Source organism: Variovorax sp. 3319 (assembly GCF_031456585.1).
In the GTDB taxonomy this organism is placed as follows: Bacteria; Pseudomonadota; Gammaproteobacteria; order Burkholderiales; family Burkholderiaceae_C; genus Variovorax; species Variovorax paradoxus_P.
The window spans coordinates 424,861-451,241 of the sequence record NZ_JAVDUZ010000003.1 but is presented as its reverse complement, the minus strand read 5'-3'; the positions used below and the strand labels follow the sequence as shown (position 1 = coordinate 451,241).

Annotated in this window: 26 protein-coding genes; 15 read left to right on the top strand and 11 right to left on the bottom strand. The window is 65.5% G+C overall.

Annotated elements, in window-relative coordinates; all coding sequences use genetic code 11:
- From J2X67_RS09230 to pilV, 6 genes are read right to left on the bottom strand one after another with little or no spacing between them, the layout of a single operon-like run.
- Nucleotides 1–537 (bottom strand): GspH/FimT family pseudopilin, encoded by a 537-nt coding sequence (locus tag J2X67_RS09230; protein ID WP_309952404.1) that lies wholly within the window; start codon nucleotides 535–537, stop codon nucleotides 1–3.
- A gap of 26 nt (nucleotides 538–563) precedes the next feature.
- Nucleotides 564–998 (bottom strand): type IV pilin protein, encoded by a 435-nt coding sequence (locus J2X67_RS09225; RefSeq protein WP_309952402.1) that lies wholly within the window; start codon nucleotides 996–998, stop codon nucleotides 564–566.
- Entirely contained in the window at nucleotides 995–4,957 is a 3,963-nt protein-coding gene (locus tag J2X67_RS09220) for a PilC/PilY family type IV pilus protein (RefSeq protein WP_309952400.1), read from the bottom strand. Before J2X67_RS09220 ends, J2X67_RS09225 begins: the two co-directional genes overlap by 4 nt.
- A 32-nt stretch (nucleotides 4,958–4,989) precedes the next feature.
- Nucleotides 4,990–5,643, bottom strand: coding sequence for a PilX N-terminal domain-containing pilus assembly protein (locus tag J2X67_RS09215; protein ID WP_309952398.1), 654 nt, complete (start codon nucleotides 5,641–5,643; stop codon nucleotides 4,990–4,992).
- Nucleotides 5,640–6,626: a PilW family protein gene (locus J2X67_RS09210; RefSeq protein ID WP_309952396.1), complete on the bottom strand. Its 987-nt coding sequence runs from the start codon at nucleotides 6,624–6,626 to the stop codon at nucleotides 5,640–5,642. The genes J2X67_RS09215 and J2X67_RS09210 overlap by 4 nt, the downstream gene beginning before the upstream one ends.
- Nucleotides 6,627–6,639: 13 nt before the next feature.
- Entirely contained in the window at nucleotides 6,640–7,212 is a 573-nt protein-coding gene (pilV, locus tag J2X67_RS09205; RefSeq protein ID WP_309952394.1) for a type IV pilus modification protein PilV, read from the bottom strand.
- A gap of 164 nt (nucleotides 7,213–7,376) precedes the next feature.
- Between pilV and ribD the strand changes: the two genes are divergently transcribed.
- The 10 genes from ribD to tolA all read left to right on the top strand — a co-directional run bounded on the left by ribD (nucleotide 7,377) and on the right by tolA (nucleotide 15,207).
- A complete protein-coding gene (ribD, locus tag J2X67_RS09200; protein WP_309952392.1) occupies nucleotides 7,377–8,504 on the top strand; it encodes a bifunctional diaminohydroxyphosphoribosylaminopyrimidine deaminase/5-amino-6-(5-phosphoribosylamino)uracil reductase RibD in 1,128 nt (375 codons plus the stop codon).
- Between the two features lie 87 nt (nucleotides 8,505–8,591).
- A complete protein-coding gene (locus J2X67_RS09195) occupies nucleotides 8,592–9,257 on the top strand; it encodes a riboflavin synthase (protein ID WP_309952390.1) in 666 nt (221 codons plus the stop codon).
- Nucleotides 9,254–10,408: a bifunctional 3,4-dihydroxy-2-butanone-4-phosphate synthase/GTP cyclohydrolase II gene (gene ribBA, locus J2X67_RS09190; RefSeq protein WP_309952389.1), complete on the top strand. Its 1,155-nt coding sequence runs from the start codon at nucleotides 9,254–9,256 to the stop codon at nucleotides 10,406–10,408. Before J2X67_RS09195 ends, ribBA begins: the two co-directional genes overlap by 4 nt.
- A 6-nt stretch (nucleotides 10,409–10,414) precedes the next feature.
- Entirely contained in the window at nucleotides 10,415–10,882 is a 468-nt protein-coding gene (ribH, locus tag J2X67_RS09185) for a 6,7-dimethyl-8-ribityllumazine synthase (RefSeq protein WP_309952388.1), read from the top strand.
- Nucleotides 10,879–11,424, top strand: a complete 546-nt coding sequence (gene nusB, locus J2X67_RS09180; protein ID WP_309952387.1) for a transcription antitermination factor NusB — start codon at nucleotides 10,879–10,881, stop codon at nucleotides 11,422–11,424. The genes ribH and nusB overlap by 4 nt, the downstream gene beginning before the upstream one ends.
- Nucleotides 11,421–12,617, top strand: a complete 1,197-nt coding sequence (locus J2X67_RS09175) for a pyridoxal phosphate-dependent aminotransferase (RefSeq protein ID WP_309952385.1) — start codon at nucleotides 11,421–11,423, stop codon at nucleotides 12,615–12,617. The genes nusB and J2X67_RS09175 overlap by 4 nt, the downstream gene beginning before the upstream one ends.
- Nucleotides 12,614–13,072, top strand: a complete 459-nt coding sequence (gene ybgC, locus J2X67_RS09170; RefSeq protein ID WP_309952383.1) for a tol-pal system-associated acyl-CoA thioesterase — start codon at nucleotides 12,614–12,616, stop codon at nucleotides 13,070–13,072. Before J2X67_RS09175 ends, ybgC begins: the two co-directional genes overlap by 4 nt.
- Nucleotides 13,069–13,791 (top strand): protein TolQ, encoded by a 723-nt coding sequence (gene tolQ / locus J2X67_RS09165; RefSeq protein WP_309952381.1) that lies wholly within the window; start codon nucleotides 13,069–13,071, stop codon nucleotides 13,789–13,791. The genes ybgC and tolQ overlap by 4 nt, the downstream gene beginning before the upstream one ends.
- Nucleotides 13,792–13,806: 15 nt before the next feature.
- Nucleotides 13,807–14,244, top strand: a complete 438-nt coding sequence (locus J2X67_RS09160; RefSeq protein ID WP_309952379.1) for a biopolymer transporter ExbD — start codon at nucleotides 13,807–13,809, stop codon at nucleotides 14,242–14,244.
- Nucleotides 14,245–14,247: 3 nt separating this feature from the next.
- On the top strand, nucleotides 14,248–15,207 hold the full coding sequence (gene tolA / locus J2X67_RS09155) for a cell envelope integrity protein TolA (protein WP_309952378.1): 960 nt from the start codon (nucleotides 14,248–14,250) through the stop codon (nucleotides 15,205–15,207).
- Between the two features lie 49 nt (nucleotides 15,208–15,256).
- Here tolA and dnaE read toward each other — a convergent pair whose 3' ends face one another.
- The gene (gene dnaE / locus J2X67_RS09150; protein ID WP_309952377.1) at nucleotides 15,257–18,775 is read right to left on the bottom strand and encodes a DNA polymerase III subunit alpha; all 3,519 of its coding nucleotides are present in this window, start codon (nucleotides 18,773–18,775) and stop codon (nucleotides 15,257–15,259) included.
- A 61-nt stretch (nucleotides 18,776–18,836) separates the two neighbouring features.
- Between dnaE and J2X67_RS09145 the strand changes: the two genes are divergently transcribed.
- A complete protein-coding gene (locus tag J2X67_RS09145) occupies nucleotides 18,837–19,622 on the top strand; it encodes a sulfurtransferase (RefSeq protein ID WP_309952375.1) in 786 nt (261 codons plus the stop codon).
- A 35-nt stretch (nucleotides 19,623–19,657) separates the two neighbouring features.
- Here J2X67_RS09145 and J2X67_RS09140 read toward each other — a convergent pair whose 3' ends face one another.
- From J2X67_RS09140 to J2X67_RS09125, 4 genes are all read right to left on the bottom strand, one after another.
- Nucleotides 19,658–20,581, bottom strand: a complete 924-nt coding sequence (locus tag J2X67_RS09140) for a pirin family protein (RefSeq protein WP_309952374.1) — start codon at nucleotides 20,579–20,581, stop codon at nucleotides 19,658–19,660.
- Between the two features lie 26 nt (nucleotides 20,582–20,607).
- Nucleotides 20,608–21,159, bottom strand: a complete 552-nt coding sequence (locus J2X67_RS09135; protein WP_309952373.1) for a flavodoxin family protein — start codon at nucleotides 21,157–21,159, stop codon at nucleotides 20,608–20,610.
- Nucleotides 21,160–21,180: 21 nt separating this feature from the next.
- Complete coding sequence (locus J2X67_RS09130) at nucleotides 21,181–21,618, bottom strand: DoxX family protein (RefSeq protein ID WP_309952371.1); 438 nt, start codon at nucleotides 21,616–21,618, stop codon at nucleotides 21,181–21,183.
- Between the two features lie 81 nt (nucleotides 21,619–21,699).
- Nucleotides 21,700–22,401, bottom strand: coding sequence for a pirin family protein (locus J2X67_RS09125; RefSeq protein WP_309952368.1), 702 nt, complete (start codon nucleotides 22,399–22,401; stop codon nucleotides 21,700–21,702).
- Between the two features lie 176 nt (nucleotides 22,402–22,577).
- Between J2X67_RS09125 and J2X67_RS09120 the strand changes: the two genes are divergently transcribed.
- The 4 genes from J2X67_RS09120 to trmB all read left to right on the top strand — a co-directional run bounded on the left by J2X67_RS09120 (nucleotide 22,578) and on the right by trmB (nucleotide 26,379).
- On the top strand, nucleotides 22,578–23,531 hold the full coding sequence (locus J2X67_RS09120) for a LysR family transcriptional regulator (protein WP_309952366.1): 954 nt from the start codon (nucleotides 22,578–22,580) through the stop codon (nucleotides 23,529–23,531).
- Nucleotides 23,532–23,619: 88 nt separating this feature from the next.
- Complete coding sequence (locus J2X67_RS09115) at nucleotides 23,620–24,711, top strand: FAD-dependent oxidoreductase (protein WP_309952364.1); 1,092 nt, start codon at nucleotides 23,620–23,622, stop codon at nucleotides 24,709–24,711.
- Nucleotides 24,712–24,718: 7 nt separating this feature from the next.
- The gene (gene gluQRS, locus J2X67_RS09110; protein ID WP_309952362.1) at nucleotides 24,719–25,642 is read left to right on the top strand and encodes a tRNA glutamyl-Q(34) synthetase GluQRS; all 924 of its coding nucleotides are present in this window, start codon (nucleotides 24,719–24,721) and stop codon (nucleotides 25,640–25,642) included.
- Nucleotides 25,642–26,379 carry a tRNA (guanosine(46)-N7)-methyltransferase TrmB gene (gene trmB, locus J2X67_RS09105; RefSeq protein ID WP_281148433.1) on the top strand — a complete coding sequence of 246 codons (738 nt, stop codon included), beginning with the start codon at nucleotides 25,642–25,644 and terminating at the stop codon, nucleotides 26,377–26,379. The genes gluQRS and trmB overlap by 1 nt, the downstream gene beginning before the upstream one ends.
- Nucleotides 26,380–26,381 lie beyond the last annotated feature (2 nt).

The following is a 26,381-nucleotide window of genomic DNA, read 5'->3' as shown; positions in this document are numbered from 1 at the left end:
TCATTTGCCGCCGTTGCCGCAAGCGCCGCTCCCGCAATCGCCCCGGACATCCGGGTTGCACACCCTGGCGCGGCCCGATGCCGACACCACGACCGATGCCCTGCGGCCCGACTCGGCTTTCAGCGTGAGGCACCCGGCGCCAAAGCCCGCGCCGCCAACCCGGCGCGAAAAGCCGTTGCTGTCGTAGTCCAGCCCGCGCACGAATCCGTCTCCGAGTTCTGTGTCGACGCTGACGCCGTTCGGAAGCTTTTCGAACTTGCGCAGCGTTTGCATTGTGCCGTCGGGGCCGGCCTGCACGGCCCAGCCGCTTGACCAGTTGCTTCCGTCGAGCGCGCCCACATGGACTTTCTGCGACCGCTGGATTGCCTCGGTTCGAGCAAGGCTCAGCGCAACGACGAAACCATTGGAAGCCGCGGCAAGCCGCTGGTTGAGCAGCAAGCTGCGAAAAGCAGGAATGCCGAGCGAGCCAAGGATTGCCATGATGGCCAACACCGCCATCAACTCGATCATCGTGAAGCCGCCCGGCGCACCAGCCATGCCCTTTGACCATCTCCGGCCGCGGTTCACTGCCAGCACCCGGCCCCCGCCGTGCCGTTGCAGCCCTTGTCGCCCATGCTGTCGATCCAGAGCGCTCCGACCTCGGCATCGGAGTAGCCCGACTTGGGCGTTGCAGTCAGCCTGATGCAGCGGTCGATGGTGCCCTGCCCCTCGCAATTGCCGCTTTCGACGAGGTACTTGCCGGCCGCACCTCCCTCGCCAGACCCGCCTTCGTAGCGCTTGTACTGCCCCGTCATGGTGTACTGCCGCTCTTGCTGCTGCATCTGTTGCAGAAGGGCCGAGCGGGCTTCGGTGCGCCACCCCTTGCGCATGAACCCCAGATAGGACGGATACGACGTTGCAGCCAGGATGGCGAGGATTGCGACCACCATCATCACTTCGATCAGGGTGAAGCCGTGAGTGCGACTTGCCGCGCCACTCGCTGCCTTGGCGGCCTTCATGGCTTCGCTCCCTGAAAGTCCATGATCTGGCGCCAGTTCAGGCGCCCCGCCACTTGCGAAACCTGGCCGCCCTCCACCGGCTGCACGGTAGAAATGCCAGCTGCAGCCGAGCCGCGCGAACCGACGTTGACCACCGAGAGCTTCTTTGTTGCCGATCGGCGCCCGAACGCATCGGGCGGCGCATAGGCACCCTCCCCAAGTTCAGCCAGCAATGGCGAAGACAACGGCCCCCCCGTCGACGGCACACAGGTCCCGCCCTTCGAAAGCCCGGTCATTGCGTTGACCGCGCAGCTGCGGCCGCCGGCGCTGGCGCCGCATGCATCGCCACCAGGGATCAACGTGTTGAAGAACAGATAGCCATCGCCAAGCGCCAGCCGGGTTACCTGCCGCTCGCCCGACTCGAGCGACCCGGGAAGATCGAAATACCAGCCACGGCGACTTGCCACCCCGCCGTTGCTGGCACCGTAAACGAAGGGCTCACCCACGACGGCCGGCAATGCCTCGCCGGCAACAGCGGCGGCGCTGCGCGCCTGAAGCTGCGTGCGGGTTTCGTGCGGGGGAATGGCCGTGCCGGAGTCGTACACGCCATAAAGCGTTTGCACGGCACGGCTGGAGCTGCCAATATCTTCGGCGCTCACGAATTTTCCGGTGCCGAACAGCACGATCGCGCCTCCGTTCGGCCCCGCTCCCACCTCGGGCGCCACGGTGATGGGTTGCCGCCTTGCACTTGCGCCGGGCGACATTGCGACCATGAGCGGCAACCCTTTCAGGGCGAGTGCGTTGTCCTCGGTCCACGGCGCTTGGCCGGTGAAGTCGAACTTCCACAAGTTGCCTTGCGTGTCGCCGGCGTACATCCAGCGCACCCATCCATCCGACGCCGCATAGTCACCGGGCGTGCCAAGGGCATTCACCATGGTTTTGTCCGCGGGAACCGGCAGCACTATCTTGTGATAGTTGACACCGCGCTTCCATGCAACGCCGGCGGCCCTGTCGAGCGACAGCAGGAACAGCGCTCCGCGCCTGTCCGGATTGGCGTTGTTGAAGCCCGAAGGAACCACGGCGAACCAGGCGTAGGCCGCAGCCGCGGTACGTGTTGGCGCGGAAATGCGGAACTTCATGATGCGCGGAGCCTGGAGCACATGGCCCATGTCCTCGTCGTCGAGCCCCGTGAACTCCCACAGCGCCTTGTCAGCTGAAAACGCGGCGGGGTCCGAAACATCGAGCGCGAAAACGCCGGTTGCTCCGGCGCCCATTCCGGAAACCAGCAAGGTCTTCCATGTGCCGTCGGCCATGCGCGCGTTCGCTGCGGCAGGCGACCCGTCTACATACGCCTGATGCACATAGTCGGGCGAGGTGTAGCCCCCGAGCTTTGCGAACAGCGCGCGTGGAACGTAGGCGAAGAGTTCGCTCCCGGTGGCGACTGAGAACGCATGCAGCATGCCGTCGTTCGCGCCGACATAGACGGCGCTTGACCGCGCTTTGTGTGCTTCGGCAAACCGGGCGTAGTCGTCGCCTTGCGCCTGGGAGCTCGGCGGGCCGACGAACAGCGGATTCGAATTGGCGACGTCTCCCATGACCGAGTCGCGCACCCGGAACATACCGCCGGGCGCCGACAATTCCTTGCGCCGGTCGCCACGCAAATACGCCATCCGATCGATGCCCAGCGCATCGGATGCCGCCGGCACCGCATAAGGCGTGGAGTTCAGGTGGCTTCGCAGAACGCTGTCGAGTGCGTCCCAACGAAAGGGCGTGCCCCTGCCGGCCGACGACAGAGTGACGATGTTCCGGCTCGAAGGATCGCGTGGCGCAACTGCCGGCTGAGCCGACGCACTGCCGGTCAACAAGGCCCCTGCGTCCCAGGCGGGCTCGTCGGCTTGGTGCACGGCGCCCGAGGCCGCGTTGTACGCAAGCGAATATGACAGCAACGTGCCCGACCAGCGGTGTCCGCTGAACTGCGACACATAAAGGCTGGTGCCGGCTTGCCCGATGCGATCCGACGAAATGGCCGCGTCCGTCGTGCGCCCTCCCTGCGGCGCCGCCGCCGACTCGAAAATCCGGTGAACCGCGCCGAGCAATTGCCGTGGCTCGCCTGCCAGGAAATAGTTGGATGGCTTGGGCTGGCCGTCGTCGTCGATGCCGTCGGCCCATTCGGAATTGCCTGCCACGTCGGGGCGACCTGTGCTGCCCGATGTCCTGAATGGATTGCCGTCTGCATTGCTGTCGGCAAAGCCGCCGTACTTCGAAGCGAGATAGAGCGAACTGCCGCGCTGGGCCTGCCGCACAGACCCTTGCCCCCCTGCGTCCAGGTCGATGCCGAAAGTCTGGACCCGCACGTCCGGGTAGTCTGAACGAATCTTCTGCGTGTTGGCCCAGTAAGCCAGGCCCGCCATGCCGAAGGAGCCGTTGTCGGCGCCTGTTTCCGCACCTGCGATGGTGCTTGCCGTCAGTTGCGCTCCGCCCTTGTAGTTGAAGGCCAGGGGGCCGCGGTTGCCGGTTGTCGCAAGGCCGGACTTGCCCGAAGGGTGCGTATAGGAAAGCGACTCACGGTTTTCGAATGCGCCGACCAAGCGGGTCCAGTACGAGGCATCAGGCTCGAACGACGCATTGCTGAAGCTGCGGCCACCACCCGGCAGGCCGGGCAAGGAGCGATCGCCATGCGTTTCGAGGTCTCCGATTGCGACAATATAGTTCTTGCGGCAACTGGCGCCCACAGGGTCCCAGGCCTTATGTCCATCGGTGCGCCATTGCTCCGAGTCGTTGTAGACGGGCAGCCCGTCCTTGCGGGGGTCATCGACGGCTGCCACTCCCGCCGTTGCATCCCGCGTGGGCACTTTGCCCTGCAGGTAGCGCAGCGACTCGTAGTAGAGCTCGCCGGCGGGGTCGAACTTTTTGTATGCACCGGCGCGTCCGAATCGGTTCACGTAGTTGATGACGCCGCTGAACCCGCCGCCCTGCGCCGCGGAAACCGGATCGCGAAGGAAGATACCCGTCCTGGCCTCCCATTCGGTTTGCGGGTTGTCACCCCTGTCGAGGCCGGCGTCCAGCTTTTTCGGCCCGGCGTATTTCATCGGCGCGCGCAGCACACCTCCATAGCGGGCGGGGTCGTTCTCGAGCAGATAGCCGAACACGGCAAAACGAAGCCGGTCCGCATAGCGCTGAATCTCTCCTGCCGGCTTGAAACGCCCGCTCGGGTACTTGACGCAGAGATCGCTGCGTGTTGCGGCTTCGTCTGCAGTGCAGACCTCGACCCGCGCGAAGTAGGGAGCGCTGGTGGCCCTCGGGCCGTATTGCTGGCCGGCGCCGGGGTTGGTGCAGCTACCGCCTGCGCTCGGCCCAACGAACATGCGATCGAAGCAATGATTGAAGTGGAGCGTGCCCGCTGCACGCAATCCATTGCTGCTGCCCGCAACGAGAGGTGTGAGCTTGTCCAGGTTGCCGGTCACCACCTTGTCGGGAAAATGGCTGCTGCGGTAGAAATCTTCTTGAAGCACCGCACGTTGCAGCACGGTACGGTCGACTTCGTCCACCACCCGATCTCCGCCCGTCAAGGCAAGCCTCAGCACGTCGACGGTGGATGTTGCGGCCCAGTTCAACAGGTTGCCGCTCCACTGATTCGTGCACGCAATCTCGCCGCCCGCAAGTCGGGTCGCAGGGGCCAGGCGCTTGAAATACCCGTCGGCTGCGGCATAGCCGTAGCAGGCGAGCGGATCCCAGTAGCCCCGGTAAATCTTCTTCCGGTCGAAGCTCTCGCGATAGGCCGCGCCCGTATTCGACACCTCCAGCGCAAGGTCGAGCACCAGGTTCGGGTCGACGCGCGATGCCATCGAAGACAGCGGCTCGCTCGGCAGTTCGATAGCCGGCGCAATGCCGGGCTCGGCCGCGAACGCCGACGAGCCGATGCAGAGCACCAATGCGGCAACAGCTGCCGTCGAGAGCGCGCGGCTTTCAGGAGAACGCATTCGAATTCCGTTTCAGCAAAAAAAGGAGACAGTCAGGAGGGGCAACCAGGGCTGGCGGCCGGCTTGTGCAAACTGGTTTGCAGCACCACCTGCGTCTCGTCCCGCACGCCATAGCCGATGGCTGTGACGCGAAAGAGATACGAGGCATTTCGCGCACTGGCGCTTTGCAACTGGCTGGACTGCCACCCGCCAAGATTGCGAACCGCTTCCACCATGTAGCGCGGCGCACGCGCGGACAATGCACCGCCGCGAACACCGGCGGCCGCACTGGCCGTGGCATAGGTGTGCCCGGTGAAGGTGCCGTAGGCGACCGAGGTCGCGCTGTCCGGCCCGAAATCGGCAGTCATCCAGACCGGCTCTGCGCCCTCCCCGGCCTGGGCGCACAGCCCCTGGCGTATGCCCGTGCCGCCGCACCCCGCAGCGAAAGCAGAGACATCCCTGCTGTTGAAAACACACAGGCGCTGCGCCGCGGCCTGGTTCGGTCCGAGCACGTCACGTTCGGCGTCGATGAGCGCGGCTTCTGCGGCCTGAAACGCAACCTCGGCGTCACGGTCGTTGCGCGCGCTTCGCTCGCCCACCAGCGAAACCTGCGCGGCGCCGATGCCCAGCACCATCGCAATGAGCAACATCGACAACACCACGATCAGCGAGAAGCCTCGTTGCTGGCAAGGGCCGACCCGGCTCATGGTGCCGACTCCTTCATGACATTGCGCAGCATGACCGTGAAGGTGGAGGTGCGCCTCAACCTGCCGTCCGCCGGCGGCATGAAGCTCACGCCGGGAAAGTCGGCACCAAGCGGGTAGAGAACCTCGCCCTGCGTTCGGGCTCCGCCGATGCCGGGGCCGCTGCGCGCAACCATGCCGACGCGCAGGCCGACCACCCTGCGCCATTCGTCGTTGACGGCAGCGGCGGAGCCGGCCAGCGCCTCCAGCTGCGCGGCATCGATCCAGCGTTCTGGTACGCCGTCGCCGTTTTTGTCGTACGCATAGGCGATCTTGAATACCTCGATGCCGCGCGCGAGCGGCTCGGACCTGAACGTGCCCTGCTTGTCGCTGCGGTACTTGCAGTAGAGCTCGGGTTCCTTGTCGGAGGCCTCCGCCACAAAGAAGAAGCTCCAGGCCCGATCGGCAAGCGAAGGCTCGCCGTCCGAAGGACCGGCTTGGGCAATGCCCATGCAATCGATCATGGTGCCGTCCGGCTCGGTGTCGCTGCCTCCCGCGCGGCTGCGCCCGAAAAAGCGCACCCGCAGCGAATCGCTGCCGTTCACGCCCTTGCTGTTGTGGCTGCCATGGCTTTCGCCCGTGAGCGCGACCCGCGCATTGCTCGCGCCGATGATGTCCAAGGTGAAAGGATCGTCCGACGCGGCCATGAGGTTTGCGTTGCTGCCGATCACCACGGTGCCATCGGCGCCCGCGTGGTCGGGGGCGTAGTCGGAATATCCGGCTTGCCGCACGACGCCCCTCACGACGGAGGCCGCGAACCTCAGTGAATCTTCTACCGCCTGCGCTTCCGCGTTGGCGGCAAAGAGCTGCCTGCTGCCAAGGAACGTGGCCGTAGCGGCAAGCACCACAGCCAGACCGATGGCCGCTGCAATCATCAATTCGACCAAAGTCATGCCGCGTTGGTGGCGATGCAGAACTGCGGGCGGTGCGTGATGGAGCACGTACATGGCTGCCGTTCGCCTAGCCGGAAACAAGCTGCATTACCAGGCGCGGCGGATGCTCCCTCTGCGGCTCGCCATCGTGCTTCGAATTGGCAGCGTCGGCATGCGGAACCCAACCTAGCTTGACAACCACGTTGGGGCCGGCCTCACTGCATGTCCACTCGTATTCGCCGGCCGACGCATTCCAGGGCTTGTCGTCGAAGCAAACACTCAGGCGGGCGCCGGGCAGCGCCTTGGCAACACGGCGCTTCCACTCGCTCATGTCCCACGCGGCAAGGCTTTCAGGATTGCAAGCTTCCGCCGCGCATCCGCCGCCGGCAGCTACGGGAGCATCGCTGCCCGCAGTCCAGTTGGCGACGAGGTACGTATTGGCCGCGTCGTTCCTTGCCGCGACGCCCGGATTCATGCGAACCTTTTCGGACAGGTCGCGAGCAAGGTTGACTGCCGCCGCAAAGGTGGCGGCTTCTTTGCCCGTGCGCACTGCGGTCAGCAGCATGCCAATGGAGCCGAGCAAGCCGATGCTCAGCACCACGATGGAAACGAGTACCTCCACGAGCGAAAAGCCCGTGGAGGCCTGCCTTGATGTAGCCATTTTTCGATGTCCTCCCCTGTCCTGCAACTTCGGTTGCTTCTTTATTCCCGCATCGAAACTGGAGCGTAGGCGCCGCCCTCGGCAAGGGCTTTGCCGTTCATCCGCTTTTGACCGCCGCTCGTATGATCCAGCGGCTCCGGTGTTAAATAATTCTTCTCGCAGCCATGCCCACCCCTGAAACAGACGCGCAGCACATGGCCACCGCATTGCGGCTGGCCTCCGAGGCGCTCTTGCTGACCGACCCCAATCCGCGCGTGGGCTGCGTTCTGTGCGATGCAGAGGGCCGCGTGCTGGGCCAGGGTCACACGCAGCAGGCCGGCGGCCCGCATGCCGAAGTAATGGCGCTGCGCGACGCCGCGGCCAAGGGCTATTCGGTTGTCGGCGCCACCGCCTACGTCACGCTCGAGCCCTGTTCGCACCATGGGCGCACCGGCCCCTGCTGCGATGCGCTGATCGCGGCCGGCATCGCCAAGGTCGTGGCATCGCTTGCAGACCCGAACCCCCTGGTCGCAGGACAAGGCTTTGCCCGCCTGCGGGCGGCCGGCGTCGAAGTGCAAACCGGTCCGGGCGCCGCCGAATCGCGCGATCTCAATATCGGCTTTTTCAGCCGCATGGTCCGCAAGCTGCCTTGGGTGCGCCTCAAGGTCGCGGCTTCGCTCGACGGAAAGACGGGCCTTGCCAATGGCGTGAGCCAGTGGATCACTTCCGAGGCCGCCCGCGCCGACGGCCACGCGTGGCGTGCTCGCGCCAGCGCGGTGCTGACGGGCGTGGGCACCGTGCTCGAGGACAACCCCCGGCTCGATGTACGAATGGTCGAGACGCCGCGCCAGCCGCATCTGGTGATCGTCGACAGCCATCTCCAGACGCCGCCCGACGCTCATGTTTTCATAGCAGGCCGCCCCGTGTGGATCTACGCGGCAGCCCGCGACGAACCCCGAGCTGCCGCCCTGGAGGCACGCGGCGCCACGGTCACCTGCCTGCCCAACGCGAGCGGCAAGGTCGACTTGGCCGCAATGCTGCAAGACCTGGCGGCGCGCGGCGTCAACGAGCTTCACGTCGAAGCTGGCCACAAGCTCAACGGCTCGCTCATTCGCGAAGGCTGCGTCGACGAGCTGTTGGTCTATCTGGCGCCCAAGCTGATCGGCAGCGGGCTCGACATGGCTAGCCACCTGCACGCCGAGGGCCCGCTCACCTCACTGGAAGGCGCGCTGGCGCTTGAATTCAAGTCTGTGCAAATGCTGGCGCCGGACCTTCGGATCGTGTCGCGGGTGCGTGGGCGCGACAGCTTCTAGCCGCCCGCGTCATCCAGGGACAGGCGATTTACGCGGGCAAAGCGCCGCGGAAAGTCCGGCCGGCCCCGCATCTGCGAAAATGTGCGAATGTTCACCGGAATCATTACCGGCGTGGGGCGCATCGCCGCCATCCACGACCTCGGCCCCTCCTCCTCCTACGGCAAAAGACTCGGCATTTCGGTGCCGGGCGGATATCTTGACGATGTAGGTCTCGGCGACAGCATTGCGCTCAACGGCGCCTGCATGACCGTGACCACGCTCGATCCGGCGCAGCAGCTGTTCACCATCGACATTTCCGCCGAATCGCTCGACAAGACCGCTGGCCTTACAGAAGCAGGCGCCCGCATCAACCTCGAGAAAGCGCTGCGCGCCAGCGACCGTCTTGGCGGCCACATCGTTTCGGGCCATGTCGACGGCATCGGCACCGTGAGCCATTTCGCGCCCGTGGGCGAAAGCTGGGAACTGCGCGTGGTCGCACCGCCCGCACTGGCGCGCTTTCTGGCCTACAAGGGCTCGATCACCGTCAACGGCGTAAGCCTTACGGTCAACAGCGTGAGCGACATCGAAGACGGCGCGGAAATCAGCATCAACCTGATCCCGCACACCGTCGAAAACACCTCCCTCGGCAGCCTCCAGGCCGGCTCCAGGGTCAATCTCGAAATCGATACCGTGGCGCGCTACGTGGAGCGCATGCTCCAGGCCGGCGTCCTGGTGCCAACTCCTTCCACGTATTCCAAGGACACCGCCGAATGAACGCCTCCGTCACCCCCATCGGTGCGCCCCGCAGCTCGCGGGCACCCGCGCCGATTTCGCCGGTCGAGGAAATCGTGGCAGACCTTGCCGCCGGCCGCATGGTGATCCTGGTGGACGAAGAAGACCGCGAGAACGAAGGCGACATCGTCATTGCCGCGGACCACATCACGCCCGAGGCGATCAACTTCATGGCCCGCCATGCGCGCGGGCTCATCTGCCTCACGCTCTCGCGCGAGATGTGCGAGCGGCTGCAGTTGCCGCCCATGGTGTCCCGCAACGGCGCCAAGCATTCGACCGCCTTCACCGTTTCGATCGAAGCGGCCGAGGGCGTGACCACCGGCATATCGGCCGCCGACCGCGCACGCACGGTGCAGGCCGCTGTTGCACGCAACGCCGTTGCCAGCGACCTGGTGCAGCCGGGCCATATCTTTCCGCTGCAGGCGGTGGACGGCGGCGTGCTGATGCGCGCCGGCCACACCGAAGCCGGCTGCGACCTCGCGGCCATGGCCGGCTGCTCGCCCGCCTCGGTCATCTGCGAAGTGATGAACGAAGACGGCACCATGGCGCGCCTGCCCGACCTGCAGCTTTTTGCGGCCGAGCACGGCCTCAAGATCGGCACCATTGCCGCGCTCATCGAGCACCGCAGCCGCACCGAATCGCTGGTCGAAAAAGTCGGCTGCCGCGAAATCCAGACCGCGTGGGGCGCCTTCACGGCCCATGCCTTCACCGACAAGCCCAGCCGCGGCGTGCACCTTGCGCTGGTGCGCGGCAAGTGGGCACCTGAAGACGTGGTGTCGGTGCGCGTGCACGAGCCGCTCTCGGTGCTCGACGCACTCGAGGTCAACCGGTCGCTCCACTCCTGGAGCCTCGACGCCAGCCTGTCGCACATTGCGAACGAAGGCAAAGGCGTGGCCGTGCTGCTGAATTGCGGCGAAACGGCCGGCGAACTGCTTGCCCAATTCGACGGCACCGCGCGCCCCGCACAAGCCCCCGAGCGCGGCCGCATGGACCTGCGCAGCTACGGCATCGGCGCGCAAATCCTGCGCGAATGCGGCGTGCACAAGATGAACCTGCTCGGCACGCCCCGCCGCATGCCGAGCATGGCCGCAGGCTACGGCCTCGAAATTGCCGGCTACCTCACGAAAGACTGACACGACATGCAAGGTGCAAACAAGGGAGCGGATGCAAAGCCGCTCGACGGAAAAGGGCTGCGCATCGGCATCGTCCAGGCACGCTTCAATGCCGACATCACCGACGCGCTCGCCGCGGCCTGCCTTGCCGAGCTCGAAAAGCTCGGCGTGGCTGCAGACGACATCCATCATGTGCAGGTTCCCGGCGCGCTTGAAGTGCCGGTCGCGCTGCAGGCCATGGCGAAGCGTGGTGGGTACCACGCGCTTGTGGCACTGGGCTGCATCATCCGCGGCGAAACCTACCACTTCGAACTGGTGGCCAACGAATCCGGCGCGAGCGTGAGCCGCATCGCGCTCGACCATCGCATTCCGATCGCCAACGCGATCCTCACCACCGAAAACATCGAGCAAGCCGTTGCCCGGCAGACCGACAAGGGCCGCGACGCAGCCCAGGTCGCCGTTGAGATGGCGCGGTTGCTGACCTCCCTGACATGACCGAAGACAACAACAAAGCAGCCGGCGCCAAGCCGCGCCCGGCGCGGCAAGTGCGCACCGGCCTGACCAGCACCGGCGCACGCAAGGCTTCGGCCAAGTCCAACCGCAGCCGCGCACGCGAATTTGCGCTGCAGGCGCTCTACCAGCACCTGGTGGGCCGCAACGACGCCGCCGCCATCGACCAGTTCACGCGCGACCTTGCGGGCTTTCACAAGGCCGACGCCGCGCACTACGACGCGCTGCTGCACGGCGCCATCGAAGGCGCCGAGCAACTCGACGCGCTCATTCGTCCACTGCTGGACCGCAAGTTCGAGGAAATATCGCCCATCGAGCACGCCGTGATGTGGATCGGCGTGTACGAGTTTCAGCACTGCCTCGACGTGCCATGGCGCGTGGTGCTCAACGAGTGCATCGAGCTTGCCAAGGAATTCGGCGGCACCGACGGCCACAAGTACGTGAACGCCGTGCTCAACGGGCTGGCGCCGCAACTGCGCGCGGCCGAGGTGGAAGCCGACCGCACTTCGGGCAAGGCAAGAACGTGAGAATTTCGGCGCGCGCGCAGCGCATCGAACCTTTTTATGTGATGGAGGTCGCCAAGGCCGCCGGCGCGCTTGCGCGCGAAGTGGCCCATACCGACCGGCCGATGATCTTCCTGAACATCGGCGAGCCAGACTTCACTGCCCCGCCGCTGGTGCAGGAAGCTGCCGCACGCGCGGTGCGTGCCGGCGCCACGCAGTACACGCAGGCCACCGGGCTCGATCATTTGCGCGAGCGCATCAGCGGCTGGTATGCACAGCGCTTCGGCGTCGACGTGCCTGCACGCCGCATCGTGGTGACAGCCGGCGCATCGGCCGCGCTGCAGCTGGCCTGCCTGGCACTTATCGAAGCAGGCGACGAAATCCTGCTGCCTGACCCGAGCTACCCCTGCAACCGCCACTTCGTGAGCGCAGCGGACGGCACCGCCGTATTGATCCCCACCACGGCTGAAGAGCGCTTTCAGCTCACCGCCGCCAAGGTCGAAGCCGCGTGGACCGGCAAGACGCGCGGCGTGCTGCTCGCCTCGCCGTCCAACCCCACGGGCACCTCGATCGCACCCGACGAACTGCGCCGCATCCACAACGTGGTGTCGCAACGCGGCGGCATCACGCTTATCGACGAGATCTACCTCGGTCTTTCGTACGACGAGGCATTTGGCCAGACGGCGCTCGCCATCGACGACAACGTCATCAGCATCAACAGCTTCAGCAAATACTTCAACATGACCGGCTGGCGCCTCGGCTGGCTTGTGGTGCCCGAAGCACTGGTGCCCGCGGTCGAGCGGCTTGCGCAAAACCTCTTCATTTGCCCCAGCACCGTGTCGCAATATGCGGCGCTGGCCTGCTTCGAAGACCCGAGCATTGCCGAATACGAGCGCCGGCGCGCCGAGTTCAAGGCACGCCGCGACTGGTTCATTCCGCAGCTCAACGCGCTTGGCCTGAACGTGCCCGTGGTGCCCGACGGCGCCTTCTATGCATGGGCCGACTGCACGAGCGTCGCCGAGAAGCTCGGCATTTCGGGCAGTTGGGATTTCGCCTTCGAAACCATGAACCGCGCCCACGTGGCCGTCACCCCCGGCCGCGATTTCGGCACAGCCGAAACCGGCAAGTTCGTGCGCTTTTCCACCGCCAGTTCGATGGCGCATCTTGAGGAATCCATCGAACGCCTGCGGGCGATGATCGCGAACCCGGCCCGATGAGCTACGCGTTTCCAATTCGCGTCTACTGGGAAGACACCGACGCCGGCGGCATCGTGTTCTATGCCAACTACCTCAAGTTCATGGAGCGCGGCCGTACCGAATGGTTGCGCTCGCTGGGCGTGGAGCAGCGAAGGCTGCGCGAGGAAACCGGCGGCCAGTTCGTGGTGAGCGAAACGCAGCTCAAATACCATCGGCCCTCCCGCCTCGACGACGAACTGCTGGTTACAGCCGATCTCCGACAAATGGGTACGGCGTCGTTGATAATCGGTCAACAGGTGCTATCAAAAACAGAGCAAGAGCGAACGGGGGCCGCGGCGCCCGTCCTGCTGTGCGAAGGCACCATCCGCATCGGCTGGGTGGACGCCACCACATTGCGCCCCGCGCGCATACCGGCCCAAGTTTCGGGAACCCTCGAGCGCTCCGGCGGCTCCATGACTCAACCTTTCAAGCCATGAACCAAGACCTCTCGATCATCAATCTCCTCCTCCACGCGAGCTTCGTGGTCCAACTGGTCGTGCTGCTGCTGGTAATCGTCTCGATTGCCAGCTGGGCCGCGATCATCCGCAAATACTTCGCGCTTCGCCGCATGCGCGCGCTGAACGACGACTTCGAGCGCGAGTTCTGGTCGGGCACCAGCCTGAACGAACTGTTTGCCTCGGCCGCGCAAAACGCCAAATTCGCCGGCCCCATGGAGCGCATCTTCGCTTCGGGCATGCGCGAATATCAAAAGCTTCGCGAACGCCACGTGAACGACGCCGGCACCCTGCTCGACGGCGCCCGCCGCGCCATGCGCGCCAGCTTCCAGCGCGAACTCGACGCGGCCGAGCAGAACCTGTCCTTTCTTGCCACCGTCGGGTCGGTGTCGCCCTACGTCGGTCTCTTCGGCACGGTCTGGGGGATCATGCATGCCTTTACGGGCCTGGCCGCGCTGGCCCAGGTGACCCTGGCAACTGTGGCTCCCGGCATTGCCGAAGCACTGGTCGCCACGGCCATCGGCCTGTTCGCCGCCATTCCGGCGGTGGTGGGCTACAACCGCTTTGCGCGCGAAATCGACAAGATCGCGATTGCCCTCGAAACCTACATCGAGGAGTTCTCCAACATCCTGCAGCGCAACCTCTCGGCCAACCCCGCCGCGGTGGCGTCGGCAACTTCGGCGGCTCCGGCCAACCGCTGAACGGAGGTCCAGCGCATGCCCGCCGTTTCATCCCGGGGCCGAGGCCGCCGCACGATCAACGAGATCAACATGGTCCCGTTCATCGACGTGATGCTGGTGCTCTTGATCATCTTCATGGTCACGGCGCCGCTCATCACGCCGAGCGTGATCAACCTGCCCTCGGTCGACCGTGCCAACAAGCAGCCCGACAAGCCCATCGAGATCGTCATCAAGAGCGACGACGAAGTGCAGATCAAGAAAGACCCGTCCGCCGGCACCGGCGGCACGTCGATTCCAATGACGCAGATCGGCTCCGCGGCCAAGACCGCCCAAGGCGGCGACGACCAGCGCCCGGTGGTCATCAGCGCCGACAAGACCGTCAAGTACGAAACCGTCGTGAAGGCAATGAACCAGCTCAAGCGCAGCGGCATCGAGCGCGTGGGCTTGTCCGTCACGACCACGGGCGGCAAATAAGGCATGTCGCTCGCCCTGGATCGCCCCGAGTTCGCACCACCGCCGCAGCGCGGCACGCCGCGCGCGGTGCTGCTCGCATTGGTCGCGCATGCGCTGCTCATCGCGGCGCTCACGTGGGGAGTGCGCTGGCGCAGCGACCCCGACGAAGGCGCTGTCGACGCCGAGCTGTGGTCTTCCACCGTGCAACAGGCCGCACCGCGCCTGTCCGCACCGCAAGCCCCTACGCCCGCTCCCGCGCCTCCGCCGCCTGCTCCTGCACCGCCGCCACCGCCGCCGCCGCCGCAGGTAAAAGCGCCCGAGCCCGCGCCGCCGCCGCGCGCCCCTGACATCGCACTCGAACGCGAGAAGAAGCTCAAGGAAGAAAAAGAACAGAAAGAGCGAGAGCTCGAGCGCCAGCAACAGCAGCGCAAGAAAGAGCTCGAGGCCAAGCAGCGCGCCGAAGACGAAGCCGAGCGCAAGAAGGAACAGCAAAAGAAGCTGGCCGAGCAGAAAAAGCAGCAGCAGGAGGCAGAAGCCAAGCAGGCCGAGGCCAAGAAAGCCGAAGCCAAACAGGCGGAGGCGAAAAAAGCCGAGGCTGCCGCCAAGCAGGCCGCCGCCGATCGCGCTGCAACGCTCAAGCGCATGCAAGGCCTCGCAGGCGCCAGCGGCAGCGACGACTCCAAGGGCACTGCCCTGCGTTCGTCTGGGCCTTCGAGCGGCTACGCGGGGCGCATTGCCGCCGCGGTTCGCCCGAACATCACCTTCCCCGACGCTGAAACGGTCAATGGCAATCCGGCAGCAGAGTTCGAGGTGCATCTCGCGCCGGACGGCACCATCGTCGGCGTCAAGCTGACCAAATCGAGCGGATTGCCCAGCTGGGATGAAGCCGCCGAGCGGGGCCTGCGCAAGACCGACAAGCTGCCGCGCGATAACGACGGGCGCATCTTCCCGTCGCTGATCGTGTCGCTGCGGCCCAAGCGCTAAGAACCCGGCCAGGCGTTACGCGCGCCTGGCCGCCTCGCCATCAGTCGCCTTACTCGTAGACGACCGCAGCTTTTCCGGCTTCGGCCTGCGCCGTCCAGCTTGCCAGCGCGGCATCGGTCGGAAAGAACTTGGCGCGCTCGCCAAGCTGCAGCTCGACCTGCGCTCCGCCGCGTGCCATTGAAAGGCGCACGGGCAGCCCCTGCACAAGGTCGCCGTGCTCGCTTTGCTCGGTGCGCGGCGGAAAGTCTTTCACCAGGCGGGCAATGTCGGGCGCCTTGCCATTCACGGCCACGCGCAGGAACTTGCCGAAGCGGCAACGCGCCGTGGCCAGGTCCCACACCTGCTGCACCTGAAAGCGCGCCTCGAAACCGCCGCGGCCCGGCTGGAGGCGCCCGCTCACGATTACCAGTTCGTCGTCTTTCAGGGTGTTGCGGTTCGCGTTGATCAGCGCTTCGTCGGCGGTCGCGTCAATCGAGTCCGACTTGTCGTCGAGCTTGAAGATGGCCAGCCGTCCGCGTTGGCCGTTGATCACGCGAAAGTCGCTCACGATACCCGCAATCACCTGCTGGTCGCGGGTGTCCATCAGGTCGCCGATCTCGCGCTTGCAGAAGCGCCGCACCTCGTGCGCCACTTCGTCGAACAGATGGCCCGAGAGATAGAAGCCCACGGCTGTCTTCTCGTAGGTGAGCCGCTCCTTCACGCCCCAAGGCGTAGCGTCGACCAGTTCGGGCTCCTGCGTGGCCGAGCCGTGCTCGCTGTCGCCGAAGATGTCGACCTGCGCCGCGTTGGCTTCGGTGGCCACCGCAAACTCGAAGGCGCGGTCGACCGAGGCAATGAGCGAAGCGCGGTTCTGCTGGATGGCGTCGAACGCGCCGGCCTTGATGAGCGCTTCGACCGTGCGCTTGTTGATGCGCTGGCGGTCGATGCGCACGCAAAAATCGAACAGGCTCTTGAACGGCCCGCCCTCTTCGCGCGCCCGAACAATGGCTTCGACGGCGAGTTGCCCCGTGCCCTTGACGGCGCCCAGGCCGTAGCGAATCACCTTGTCGGTAACCGGCTCGAAGCGGTAGTTGCCGCGGTTCACATCCGGCGGCTCGAAGGTAATGCCGAAGTTTTTCTGCGCGTCCTCGAACAACACCTTGAGCTTGTCGGTGTCGTCCATTTCCACGGTCATGTTGGCGCAGAAGAACTCGGCCGTGTAGTGAACCTTGAGCCAACCCGTGTGGTACGCCAGCAGCGAATACGCGGCCGCGTGCGACTTGTTGAAGCCGTAGCCCGCGAACTTCTCCATCAAGTCGAAGATCTCGTCGGCCTTGTCCTGGGGAATGCCGTGCGTCTTGAGCGCGCCCGCGCGGAATTTCTCGCGGTGCTCGGCCATTTCCTCGAGCTTTTTCTTGCCCATGGCGCGGCGCAGCAGGTCGGCGCCGCCAAGCGAGTAGCCGCCCAGGATCTGCGCGGTCTGCATCACCTGCTCCTGGTAGACCATGATCCCGTAGGTCTCGGAGAGCATTTCGGCCACCGCCGGGTGCGGGTACTCCACCTCTTCGCGGCCGTGCTTGCGCGCCACAAAGCTCGGAATCAGGTCCATAGGGCCCGGGCGGTACAGGGCGTTGAGCGCAATCAGGTCTTCGAGCCGCGTGGGCCTTGCGTCCTTCAGCATGCCCTGCATGCCGCGGCTTTCAAACTGGAACACCGCTTCCGTCTTGCCCTCCGAAAACAGCTTGTAGGTCTCGCGGTCGTCCAGCTTGATGTTCTCGTATGCGAAGTTCTCCTGGCCCTTGTGGCGCTTGACGATGAACTCTTTCGCAATCTCGAGGATGGTGAGCGTGGCCAGGCCCAGAAAGTCGAACTTCACAAGGCCGATGGCCTCCACGTCGTCCTTGTCGTACTGGCTCACGGCCGAGTCGCTGCCGGGCTGCTGGTACAGCGGGCAAAAATCGGTGAGCTTGCCGGGCGCAATCAGCACGCCGCCCGCGTGCATGCCGATGTTGCGGGTCATGCCTTCGAGCTTTTGCGCAAGTTCCACCAGCATGCGCACTTCTTCTTCCTTCTCGATGCGGGCGGCAAGCTGCGGCTCCATCTCGATGGCGTAGTTGTTCTTGTCGCCATCCACCTTCGGGTCGGGCGGGTACTGGATGGTGACAGGCTGGCCCGGCTTGTTCGGAATGAGCTTGCTGATGCCGTCGCAGAACATGTAGCTCATGTCCAGCACGCGGCCCACGTCGCGAATGGCGGCGCGCGCGGCCATGGTTCCGAAGGTGGCGATCTGGCTCACGGCCTCGCGGCCGTACTTGTCCTTCACGTAGTCGATCACGCGGTCGCGGTTGCCCTGGCAAAAGTCGATGTCGAAGTCGGGCATCGAAACGCGTTCGGGGTTCAGGAAACGTTCGAACAGCAGCTTGTATTCGAGCGGATCGAGGTCGGTGATCTTCAGCGCATAGGCCACCAGCGAGCCCGCGCCCGAGCCCCGGCCGGGGCCCACCGGGCAGCCATTGTTCTTGGCCCACTTGATGAAGTCGCCCACGATCAGGAAGTAGCCCGGGAACCCCATGTTCAAGATGGTGTTGATCTCGAACTCCAGCCGCTTCACGTAGCGTGGACGCTCGGCATCGCGCTTGGCGGGGTCGGGATACAGGTGCGCCAGCCGCTCTTCAAGGCCCGCGAACGACTCCTGGCGGAAGAACTCGTCGATCGGCATGCGAACGCCTTCACTGATGAAGGGCGTCGGAAAATCAGGCAGTTGCGGCTTGCCGAGCACCAGCGTCAGATTGCAGCGCTTGGCAATCTCGACCGTGTTGGCCAGTGCACTCGGCACGTCGGCAAAGAGCGCCTCCATCTCCGCGGTCGACTTGAAATACTGCTCTTCGGTGAACTTGCGAACCCGGCGCGGGTTGCCAAGAATTTCACCTTCCGAGATGCAGACACGTGCCTCGTGCGCTTCGTAGTCCTGGCGTTCGGCAAACTGCACCGGGTGCGTGGCAACCACCGGCAAGCGCAGCCGCGCCGCCAGCTTCACGGCGGCAATCACATGCGGCTCGTCGTCGGGCCGGCCGGCGCGCTGCAGCTCGATGTAGAAGCGATGCGGAAACATGCTCGCCAGCTGCAGCGCCAACTCTGCGGCGCGTTCTTCCTGGCCTTGCAGCAGCGGCGCCCCCAGCGGGCCCGCCTGCGCGCCAGAAAGCGCAATCAGCCCGCCCTGCAGCTCCTGCAGCCATTCGAGCTTGCAGGCCGCCTGGGACTGGCCGCGGCCCACGTTCTGCGTCCAGGCACGCGCCAGCAATTCTGAAAGGTGCAGGTAGCCTTCCATGTTCTGCACCAGCAGCACGATGCGCGTGAGCACGCCGGGCTCCTTGCCCAGCCCCTCAATGAAGATTTCAGCGCCGATAACCGGCTTGACACCCTTGCTGCGCCCCTGCTTGTAGAACTTGATCGCCCCGAACAGGTTGTTCAGGTCGGTAATGGCCAGCGCGGGCTGCTTGTCTGCAGCGGCGGCCTTGACGACTTCATCGATTCGGTTGGTGCCGTCGACGACGGAAAACTCGGTGTGCAGGCGCAGGTGAACAAACATCCTCCCATTGTAGAAACCGGCACTCCACGATGTGGGTTGGCAATCCCTACAATTCCGCCCCGTGCAAGAGATTTTGAATATTGCGGCCTACAAGTTCGTAGCCATCGACGACAGCCCCGTGCTGCGTGAAGACCTGCGCGGGCGCGCCCAGGCGCTGGGCCTCATGGGCACCATCCTCCTGGCGCCCGAGGGCATCAACCTGTTTTTGGCTGGCGCTGCCGACGCCATTCGCAGCTTTGTGGCCAGCCTGCGCGCCGATCCGCGTTTTGCAGACCTCGAAACGAAAGAAAGCTGGTCGGCCACGCAGCCCTTCCGCCGCATGCTGGTCAAGCTCAAGCGCGAAATCATCCGCATGGATCATCCGGCCATCCAGCCCGCCGCCGGCCGTGCACCCGGGGTGGACGCGCAAACGCTCAAGCGCTGGCTCGACCAGGGGCACGACGACGCCGGCCGCGAAATTGCATTGCTCGACACGCGCAACGATTTCGAGGTCGACGAAGGCACCTTCGACGGGGCGATCGACTGGCGCATTACCAAGTTCACCGAATTTCCGCCCGCACTGAAGGCGCACCGGGCCGATTTCACAGGCAAGACCGTGGTGAGCTTTTGCACCGGCGGCATCCGCTGCGAAAAAGCCGCCATCCTGATGCGCGAGGAAGGCGTCGAGAACGTGCTGCAGCTCGAAGGCGGCATCCTGAAATATTTTGAAGAAGTCGGCGGTGCGCACTATCACGGCGACTGTTTCGTGTTCGACGGCCGTCGTGCGCTGGCGCCCGACCTGAGCGCGCGGGCTGCCGATGCGAGTGCGCGCGCATCGGAAGATCCCGACCTGGAACGAAAAAGCTAGGCCGCGCGGCGCGGCCCTTGTTCGCTGCGAGCTCGTCAGACCGGCGTAGTGCCGACGTCCGGCTCTCGCACGCCAAACGGCTTGCCTGGCAGCGGAATGAACTCGGTCTCACCGGGCACATGGCCCATGCGCTGTGCGGCCCAATCAGAGCCAGCCTCGAGAATGCGCTCGCGCCGGCTGGAGACGAAGTTCCACGTGATGTAGCGCGGGCCATCGAGCGGCTCGCCACCGATCACCATCAGGCGCACCGCCACATCGGTGCTCAGCACCGCGCCCTGGCCGTCCGGCAACACCACCATCGTGTGCGCCGCAATGGCCTCGTCGTTGACGCGCGCATCGGCATCGACGGCATAGACGGCCAGTTCGGGTGCCAATGCGGGCAGTTCGAAGCGGCCGCCCGCGGGCAACGCAATATCGAGGTAGAGCGTCTGCGACAGCGTCTTCACCGGCGAGCGCTTTCCAAAAGCCTCGCCCACCAGCACACGCACTTGCGCGCCCTGCTCCACCAGTTCGGGAATGGCGCCGGCGGGCGTGTGCTCGAAGCTCGGCTCGACCTCTTCATGCGCCTTCGGCAACGCGGCCCAGAGCTGCAAGCCGTGATTCACGTAGGTATCTGCCTTGAGCCGCTCCGGCTTGCGCTCGGAATGCACAATGCCGCGCCCCGCTGTCATCCAGTTGATGGCGCCGGGCAGGATTTCCTGCACGCTGCCAAGGCTGTCGCGATGCATCATCGCGCCCTCGAAAAGATAGGTGACGGTGGAAAGGCCGATGTGCGGATGCGGCCGCACGTCGTGCTCGGCGCCGGGCTGCTCCGTGGCCGGGCCGAAGTGGTCGAAAAAGACGAAGGGGCCGACCGAGCGGCGCTGCGCCGCGGGCAGCAGGCGCCGCACCTTGAAGCCACCGCCCAGGTCCTTGTCGTGCGGTTGAAGCAGTTGGGTCTGTGCGGTGGTATCGGTCATCGGGTGGCTCCGTGGTGGACTGGGTTTTACCCGCGCGATCTTGCCACTTCGGCAATGCGTTCTCCAAACGCGCGGGCGGTATCGAAGTCGCCCTTGAACATCTCGGCCGGGCTCGCGTCCGACGGCGACTGCGTGAGCAGGCCGCCATAGCCGCCCACGTAATTCAGCGAGTCGCGCGTTGCGGCCTTGTTGTTGGTCGGCAGGATGCCCATGCTCACCCAGATGCCACTGTGCTGCATGGCGAGCGTCCACAGGTAGGCCATGGTCGTGACCTTGTCGCCGTTCATGGTGGCGCTGTTGGTGAAGCCCGCAAAGAGCTTGTCTTTCCAGCCCTGCGTGAACCACACCTTCGACGACGCATCGGCAAACTTCTTGAACTGCCAGCTCACGCCGCCCATGTAGGTCGGCGAGCCCATGATGATGGCGTCCGCCGCGGCCAGCGTCTCCCAACCGCCTTCGGGCAGGTTGCCATCGGCGTCGATGGCAAGCAGTTGCGCGCCTGCTCCATCGGCCACGGCCTGGGCGATGCGCTGGGTGTGGCCGTAGCCGGAATGAAAGACGACAACGATGTTTGGCATTGGATGTTCTCCTGAAGTGGCTTACTTCCTGTCGATGCTGAAACGGCCAGCACCGAAGGCGACAAAGGCGAGCAGGCCGCCGGAAATGGCAATGTTCTTGAAGAACATCAGCTGGTTAACGAAAGCCTTGTCGGCAGGCATGCTCCAGTAATTGTGGAACAGCACGGAAGCCGCCACGGTGAACACCGCCAGCACCACGGCCGCCAGTCGCGTCTTGAAGCCGACCAGCAGCATCAGGCCGAGGCCCAGCTCCACGATGATCGCGATGACAGCCGCAACCTGCGGCAGCGGCGCCCCCACGGACGAGATGTACCCCACGGTTCCCGCAAAGCCCATGAGCTTGCTGAAGCCTGCGGGCACGAAAAGCAGCGCCAGCAGCACGCGGCCGACGAGTGCCAGCGTGTCTTGCGCGGCGGTGGGGTTGGATGTTGCGGTTGCGTTGATTGCAGTGGTTGTCATGATGAAACTCCTCGGTTGTTGAAAATTGAATTTGAAAGAAAAGAGCAGGAGCAAAGAGCGCGCCTGCTCAAGTGCCAGGTCTCAGGCGGCCAGGTCGAACACAAGCACTTCGGCGTCGTTGCCGGCGCCGAGCGTCAGCTGCGATTCGCCCTGGAGCATTGCGGCGTCACCGCCCGACAGCTTCTGGCCGTTCACTTCGAGCTCGCCGCGCACCAGGTGCACGTAGCTCTTGCGCTGCGGATCCAGCGCGAGGCTGGCTTTTTCATCGCCATCGAGCAGGCCCGCGAACAGGCGCGCATCGGCGTGCACCGTGACCGAACCGTCGGCACCATCGGGCGAAGCCACCAGGCGCAGCTTGCCGCGCTTTTCGGCGTCGCTGAACTTCTTCTGCTCGTAGCCCGGGGCAATGCCGCGCACGTTCGGCTCGATCCAGATCTGCAGGAAATGCGTGGTCTCGTCGGCCTTGTGGTTGAACTCGCTGTGCATCACGCCGCGGCCCGCGCTCATGCGCTGCACGTCGCCCGGCGGAATCGATTCCACGTTGCCCATGCTGTCCTTGTGCGCCAGTTCGCCCGACAGCACGTAGCTGATGATTTCCATGTCCTTGTGGCCGTGGGTGCCAAAGCCGGCGCCCGCAGCCACCCGGTCTTCGTTGATCACCCGCAGGTTGCCGAAGCCCATGTGGGCCGGGTCGTAGTAGCCGGCAAAAGAAAAGCTGTGAAACGAGCGCAGCCAGCCATGGTCGGCATAACCGCGTTCCTGTGATTTACGGACTTGCAACATCGTCAAACTCCTTCGGCCCTGCCTCTTGGGGACGCTCGGGCCTTCTTCGTATGCCGCGCCGGATGCGCAGCGGATGTGAAGAACTTTAGGTCCGCACCCCTCCCTTAAAAGCGCCGGGTTTTGATGGCATCATTCAAATTATTTGATCAATCAATCGAGCAATCGACGGAGCCGCCATGCCCAGCGCCAGAGACGTACTGACCCCCGACGCACTCTCCATGCTCCAGACCGTGGCAAGCACGGGCAGCTTTGCCGGCGCGGCGCGCGCGCTCAACCTGGTGCCAAGCGCGCTCAGCTACCGCGTGCGCCAGATCGAAGACGCGCTCGACGTGCTGCTGTTCGATCGCAGCGCACGCCAGGCCCGCATTACCGAAGCCGGCGCCGAACTGCTGCGCGAGGCGGCGCGGCTGCTGGGCGAGATCGATGCCGTGGCAAACCGCGTGAAGCGCGTTGCCACCGGCTGGGAGCCGATGCTCACCATTGCCGTGGACAGCGTGATTGCACGCGACCCGCTCCTGGACCTGGCCACCGCATTCTTCGCACTCGATCCGCCCACGCGGCTCAAGCTGCGCGATGAAACGCTGCTCGGCACCATCGAGGCGCTCACCAGCGGCGAGGCCGACCTGGCCGTCGGCGCCGTGCTCGATGCGGCAAGCCTGGCTTTCACTGCAACCGGCATCCGCAGCCGGCCCATCGGCGAACTGTGCTTCGTCTATGCCCTGGCGCCGCACCATCCGCTCGCGCGCTTGCCCGAGCCTTTGACCGATGCCGTGCTGCGACAGTACCGCGCGGTTGCCGCTGCCGACTCGGTTCGCAGCGGCCCCAGCATGACTGTCAACCTGGTCGGCGGACAAGATGTGCTCACGGTGCCGAGCATGCATGCCAAGCTGAACGCGCAACTGCACGGCCTTGGCGGCGGTTTTCTGCCCGAGCCCATGGCGCGGCCCTACATCGAAGCCGGCCACCTGGTCGAACGCAAGACCGAACGCAAGCCGCCGCTCGCAACCATGCATTGCGCCTGGCGCGTGCGCAGCGCGGGCGGCCCGGGGCGCGCGCTCGAATGGTGGCTTGCGCAGTTCGACCACGAGGCCACCCGGCGGGCGCTGCTCGAGCGGCATCGTGGGCGCTAGGCGACTGCCTGCCACAAGTGCCCTTCGCAGACCGATGTAGAGTGCGCACACATCCATCGTTTCCCCGTACACAAGAAAAGAGTCCCTCATGACCACTCGCGCAACTGCCAAGACGGCAAAGGCGGCCGACCGCCACCGAACCCCCGCTGCTCCGCGCCACTACGCCGTCGTGGGCGCCGGCATTGCCGGCGTGGCCTGCGCACGCACGCTGGTGCAGGCCGGCCACAAGGTCACGGTGTTCGAACGCGAGGGCGCACCCGGCGGGCGCATGGCAAGCATCGACACCGCCTTTGGCCGCTTCGACAGCGGCGCGCAGTACTTCACCGTGCGCGACGCGCGCTTTGCGCTGGCACTCGAAGCCACGCCAAGCCTCTGCCGCCCATGGAGCGCCAACCTCGTGCGCGTGCTCGACGCCCACGGCCGCGTGGCCGAAGCGGCATTGCCCGGCCGCGAATCGCACTGGGTCGCGCAGCCCGGCATGGACGCGCTGGTAGCCCACTGGGCCGCGCCGCTGGGCAGCAACCTCGTGACCGGCACGCAAGTCACGCAGATCGAACCCGATGCGCTCGACCCGAAGCGCTGGCAGTTGCGCACCGCCGGTGCGGACGATTCGCAGCATGTGTACTCCGGCTTCGACGCCGTGCTGCTCGCCGTGCCCCCGTCGCGCGCACGTGCGCTGCTGGGCGACGGCAAGCTTTCGGCCAGCATCAGCCAGAAGATCGAGCCCGTGCGCATTGCGCCCTGCTGGACGCTGATGATCGCCTTTCCGCAGGCCAACCAGGCCAACATGTCGCACCTGGGCCCGCAATGGAATGCCGCGCGCAGCACGCACCACCGCGTGGCATGGCTCGCGCGCGAATCGTCCAAGCCGGGGCGCGAACGCGTCGAGCGCTGGACGCTGCAGGCCAGCGCCACCTGGTCGCAAGAACACCTGCGCGACGACGCCGCACGCGTCGAAGCCAAGCTGCTGCGCGCGTTCTCCGAGATCACCGGCATTCACGCCGCGCCCACGCATGCCCAGGCACGCTGCTGGACCGAAGCCCAGACGCAAGTGCCCGTAGGCAAGAGCCACCTGTGGGACGCCAAGGCCAGGATCGGCGTGGCCGGCGACTGGTGCACAGGCCACCGCCTGGAAGACGCGTTCCTCTCGGGCCTCTCGCTGGCGCTTGCAGTGATCTGATCCGCGGATGCGTGAGACCGGCCGTTTCGCGCCTTCGCCCACCGGCCCGCTGCATGCGGGCTCGCTGGTAGCCGCGCTCGCAAGCTGGCTCGACGTGCGCGCCCGTGGATCGAACGCGCGATGGCTGGTTCGCATCGAAGACGCAGACACCGAGCGTTGCCTGCCCGGCATGGGCGAACATATCCTCCGCCAACTTGCCGACTGCGCCCTGCTGCCGGACGAAGCTCCCGTGTGGCAGACGCACCGCACCGCGCGCTACGAAGCGGCGCTTGCAAAGCTGCAGGCCCTTGGGCTTGCCTATCCCTGCGGATGTTCGCGCAAGGACATCGACGAAGCGCTGACCAGGCTCGGCCGGCCGCATGCGCGGCACGGCGAGCGTGTCTACCCCGGCACCTGCCGCAGCGGCTTGCACGGCAAGCCCGCGCGGGCGTGGCGCTTTGCGACCGAAAAGTTCGAGGCCATGCAACCGGCGCTTCCATCAGGCGAGCTTTGCTGGACAGACCGCCGCCTTGGCCGGCAGTGCCAGCACGTCAGCCGCGAGGTCGGCGATTTTGTGCTGCGCCGCGCCGACGGCCCCTGGGCATATCAACTCGCGGTGGTGGTCGATGACGCGGAACAAGGCGTGACCGACGTCGTGCGCGGTGAAGACCTCGCCGACAACACCGCGCGCCAGGTCTTGCTGCAGCGCGCGCTCGGCCTGCCTACGCCAAGCTACCTGCATACGCCGCTGGTGCGCGGTGCCGATGGCGACAAGCTCTCCAAGCAGAACGGCGCCACGCCCATCGATACCGGCACGCCAGAGGCCGCGCTGGCGTCGCTAGAGGCCGCCGCGGGGGTTCTGGGCCTTGGCGCCGCGCAGGGTGCTTCATGCACTGCGGCACTGGCCGGCTGGGTGCCCGAGTGGCGCGGTCTCTACAATTCGCGCCCGTAATGACCTTTCCCGACACCGTGCCCAACGATTCTCCGCCGAGCGACGACGCGGCCGACAAACCGCATCCGCTGCACCGCCGCCTCAAGAGCTTTGTGAAGCGCGCCGGCCGCACCACCGAAGGCCAGGCACGCGCCTTTGCCGAGCTGGGCCCGCTGTTCCTCTTGCCCTACAAGCCCGAGCCGCTCGACCTGACCGCGGCCTTCGGCGGCCGTGCCGCACCCACAGTGCTCGAAATCGGCTTCGGCATGGGCGAAGCCACTGCGCACATCGCCACGGTAATGCCCGAGACCAACTTTCTGTGCTGCGAAGTGCATGAGCCCGGCGTGGGCGCGCTGCTCAAGCGCATCGGCGAGCAATCGATCGGCAACATCCGCATTTGCGCGCACGATGCGGTCGACGTGCTCGACCACATGCTGCAGCCCGATTCGCTGGCCGGCGTGCATGTGTTCTTTCCCGATCCTTGGCACAAGAAGCGCCACAACAAGCGCCGGCTCATCCAGCCCGAGTTCGTGAAAAAACTCGCCGAGCACCTGCGCCCGGGCGGCTACATCCACTGCGCCACCGACTGGCAGCCCTATGCCGAGCAAATGCTCGAAGTGCTGTCCGCAGAGCCGCTGCTGCGCAACACGGCCGAAGCCTATGCGCCCAAGCCGGAATACCGGCCCCTGACCAAGTTCGAGAACCGCGGCCTCAAGCTGGGCCACGGCGTGTGGGACCTGGTCTTCCGGCGCGCCTGAGC

Coding starts and splice junctions, on each gene's coding strand:
- J2X67_RS09230 (WP_309952404.1), bottom strand. CDS start 537: ATGGCTGGTGCGCCGGGCGGCTTCACGATGATCGAGTTGATGGCGGTG.
- J2X67_RS09225 (WP_309952402.1), bottom strand. CDS start 998: ATGAAGGCCGCCAAGGCAGCGAGTGGCGCGGCAAGTCGCACTCACGGC.
- J2X67_RS09220 (WP_309952400.1), bottom strand. CDS start 4,957: ATGCGTTCTCCTGAAAGCCGCGCGCTCTCGACGGCAGCTGTTGCCGCA.
- J2X67_RS09215 (WP_309952398.1), bottom strand. CDS start 5,643: ATGAGCCGGGTCGGCCCTTGCCAGCAACGAGGCTTCTCGCTGATCGTG.
- J2X67_RS09210 (WP_309952396.1), bottom strand. CDS start 6,626: ATGTACGTGCTCCATCACGCACCGCCCGCAGTTCTGCATCGCCACCAA.
- pilV (WP_309952394.1), bottom strand. CDS start 7,212: ATGGCTACATCAAGGCAGGCCTCCACGGGCTTTTCGCTCGTGGAGGTA.
- ribD (WP_309952392.1), top strand. CDS start 7,377: ATGCCCACCCCTGAAACAGACGCGCAGCACATGGCCACCGCATTGCGG.
- J2X67_RS09195 (WP_309952390.1), top strand. CDS start 8,592: ATGTTCACCGGAATCATTACCGGCGTGGGGCGCATCGCCGCCATCCAC.
- ribBA (WP_309952389.1), top strand. CDS start 9,254: ATGAACGCCTCCGTCACCCCCATCGGTGCGCCCCGCAGCTCGCGGGCA.
- ribH (WP_309952388.1), top strand. CDS start 10,415: ATGCAAGGTGCAAACAAGGGAGCGGATGCAAAGCCGCTCGACGGAAAA.
- nusB (WP_309952387.1), top strand. CDS start 10,879: ATGACCGAAGACAACAACAAAGCAGCCGGCGCCAAGCCGCGCCCGGCG.
- ybgC (WP_309952383.1), top strand. CDS start 12,614: ATGAGCTACGCGTTTCCAATTCGCGTCTACTGGGAAGACACCGACGCC.
- tolQ (WP_309952381.1), top strand. CDS start 13,069: ATGAACCAAGACCTCTCGATCATCAATCTCCTCCTCCACGCGAGCTTC.
- J2X67_RS09160 (WP_309952379.1), top strand. CDS start 13,807: ATGCCCGCCGTTTCATCCCGGGGCCGAGGCCGCCGCACGATCAACGAG.
- tolA (WP_309952378.1), top strand. CDS start 14,248: ATGTCGCTCGCCCTGGATCGCCCCGAGTTCGCACCACCGCCGCAGCGC.
- dnaE (WP_309952377.1), bottom strand. CDS start 18,775: ATGTTTGTTCACCTGCGCCTGCACACCGAGTTTTCCGTCGTCGACGGC.
- J2X67_RS09140 (WP_309952374.1), bottom strand. CDS start 20,581: ATGACCGATACCACCGCACAGACCCAACTGCTTCAACCGCACGACAAG.
- J2X67_RS09135 (WP_309952373.1), bottom strand. CDS start 21,159: ATGCCAAACATCGTTGTCGTCTTTCATTCCGGCTACGGCCACACCCAG.
- J2X67_RS09130 (WP_309952371.1), bottom strand. CDS start 21,618: ATGACAACCACTGCAATCAACGCAACCGCAACATCCAACCCCACCGCC.
- J2X67_RS09125 (WP_309952368.1), bottom strand. CDS start 22,401: ATGTTGCAAGTCCGTAAATCACAGGAACGCGGTTATGCCGACCATGGC.
- J2X67_RS09120 (WP_309952366.1), top strand. CDS start 22,578: ATGCCCAGCGCCAGAGACGTACTGACCCCCGACGCACTCTCCATGCTC.
- J2X67_RS09115 (WP_309952364.1), top strand. CDS start 23,620: ATGACCACTCGCGCAACTGCCAAGACGGCAAAGGCGGCCGACCGCCAC.
- gluQRS (WP_309952362.1), top strand. CDS start 24,719: ATGCGTGAGACCGGCCGTTTCGCGCCTTCGCCCACCGGCCCGCTGCAT.
- trmB (WP_281148433.1), top strand. CDS start 25,642: ATGACCTTTCCCGACACCGTGCCCAACGATTCTCCGCCGAGCGACGAC.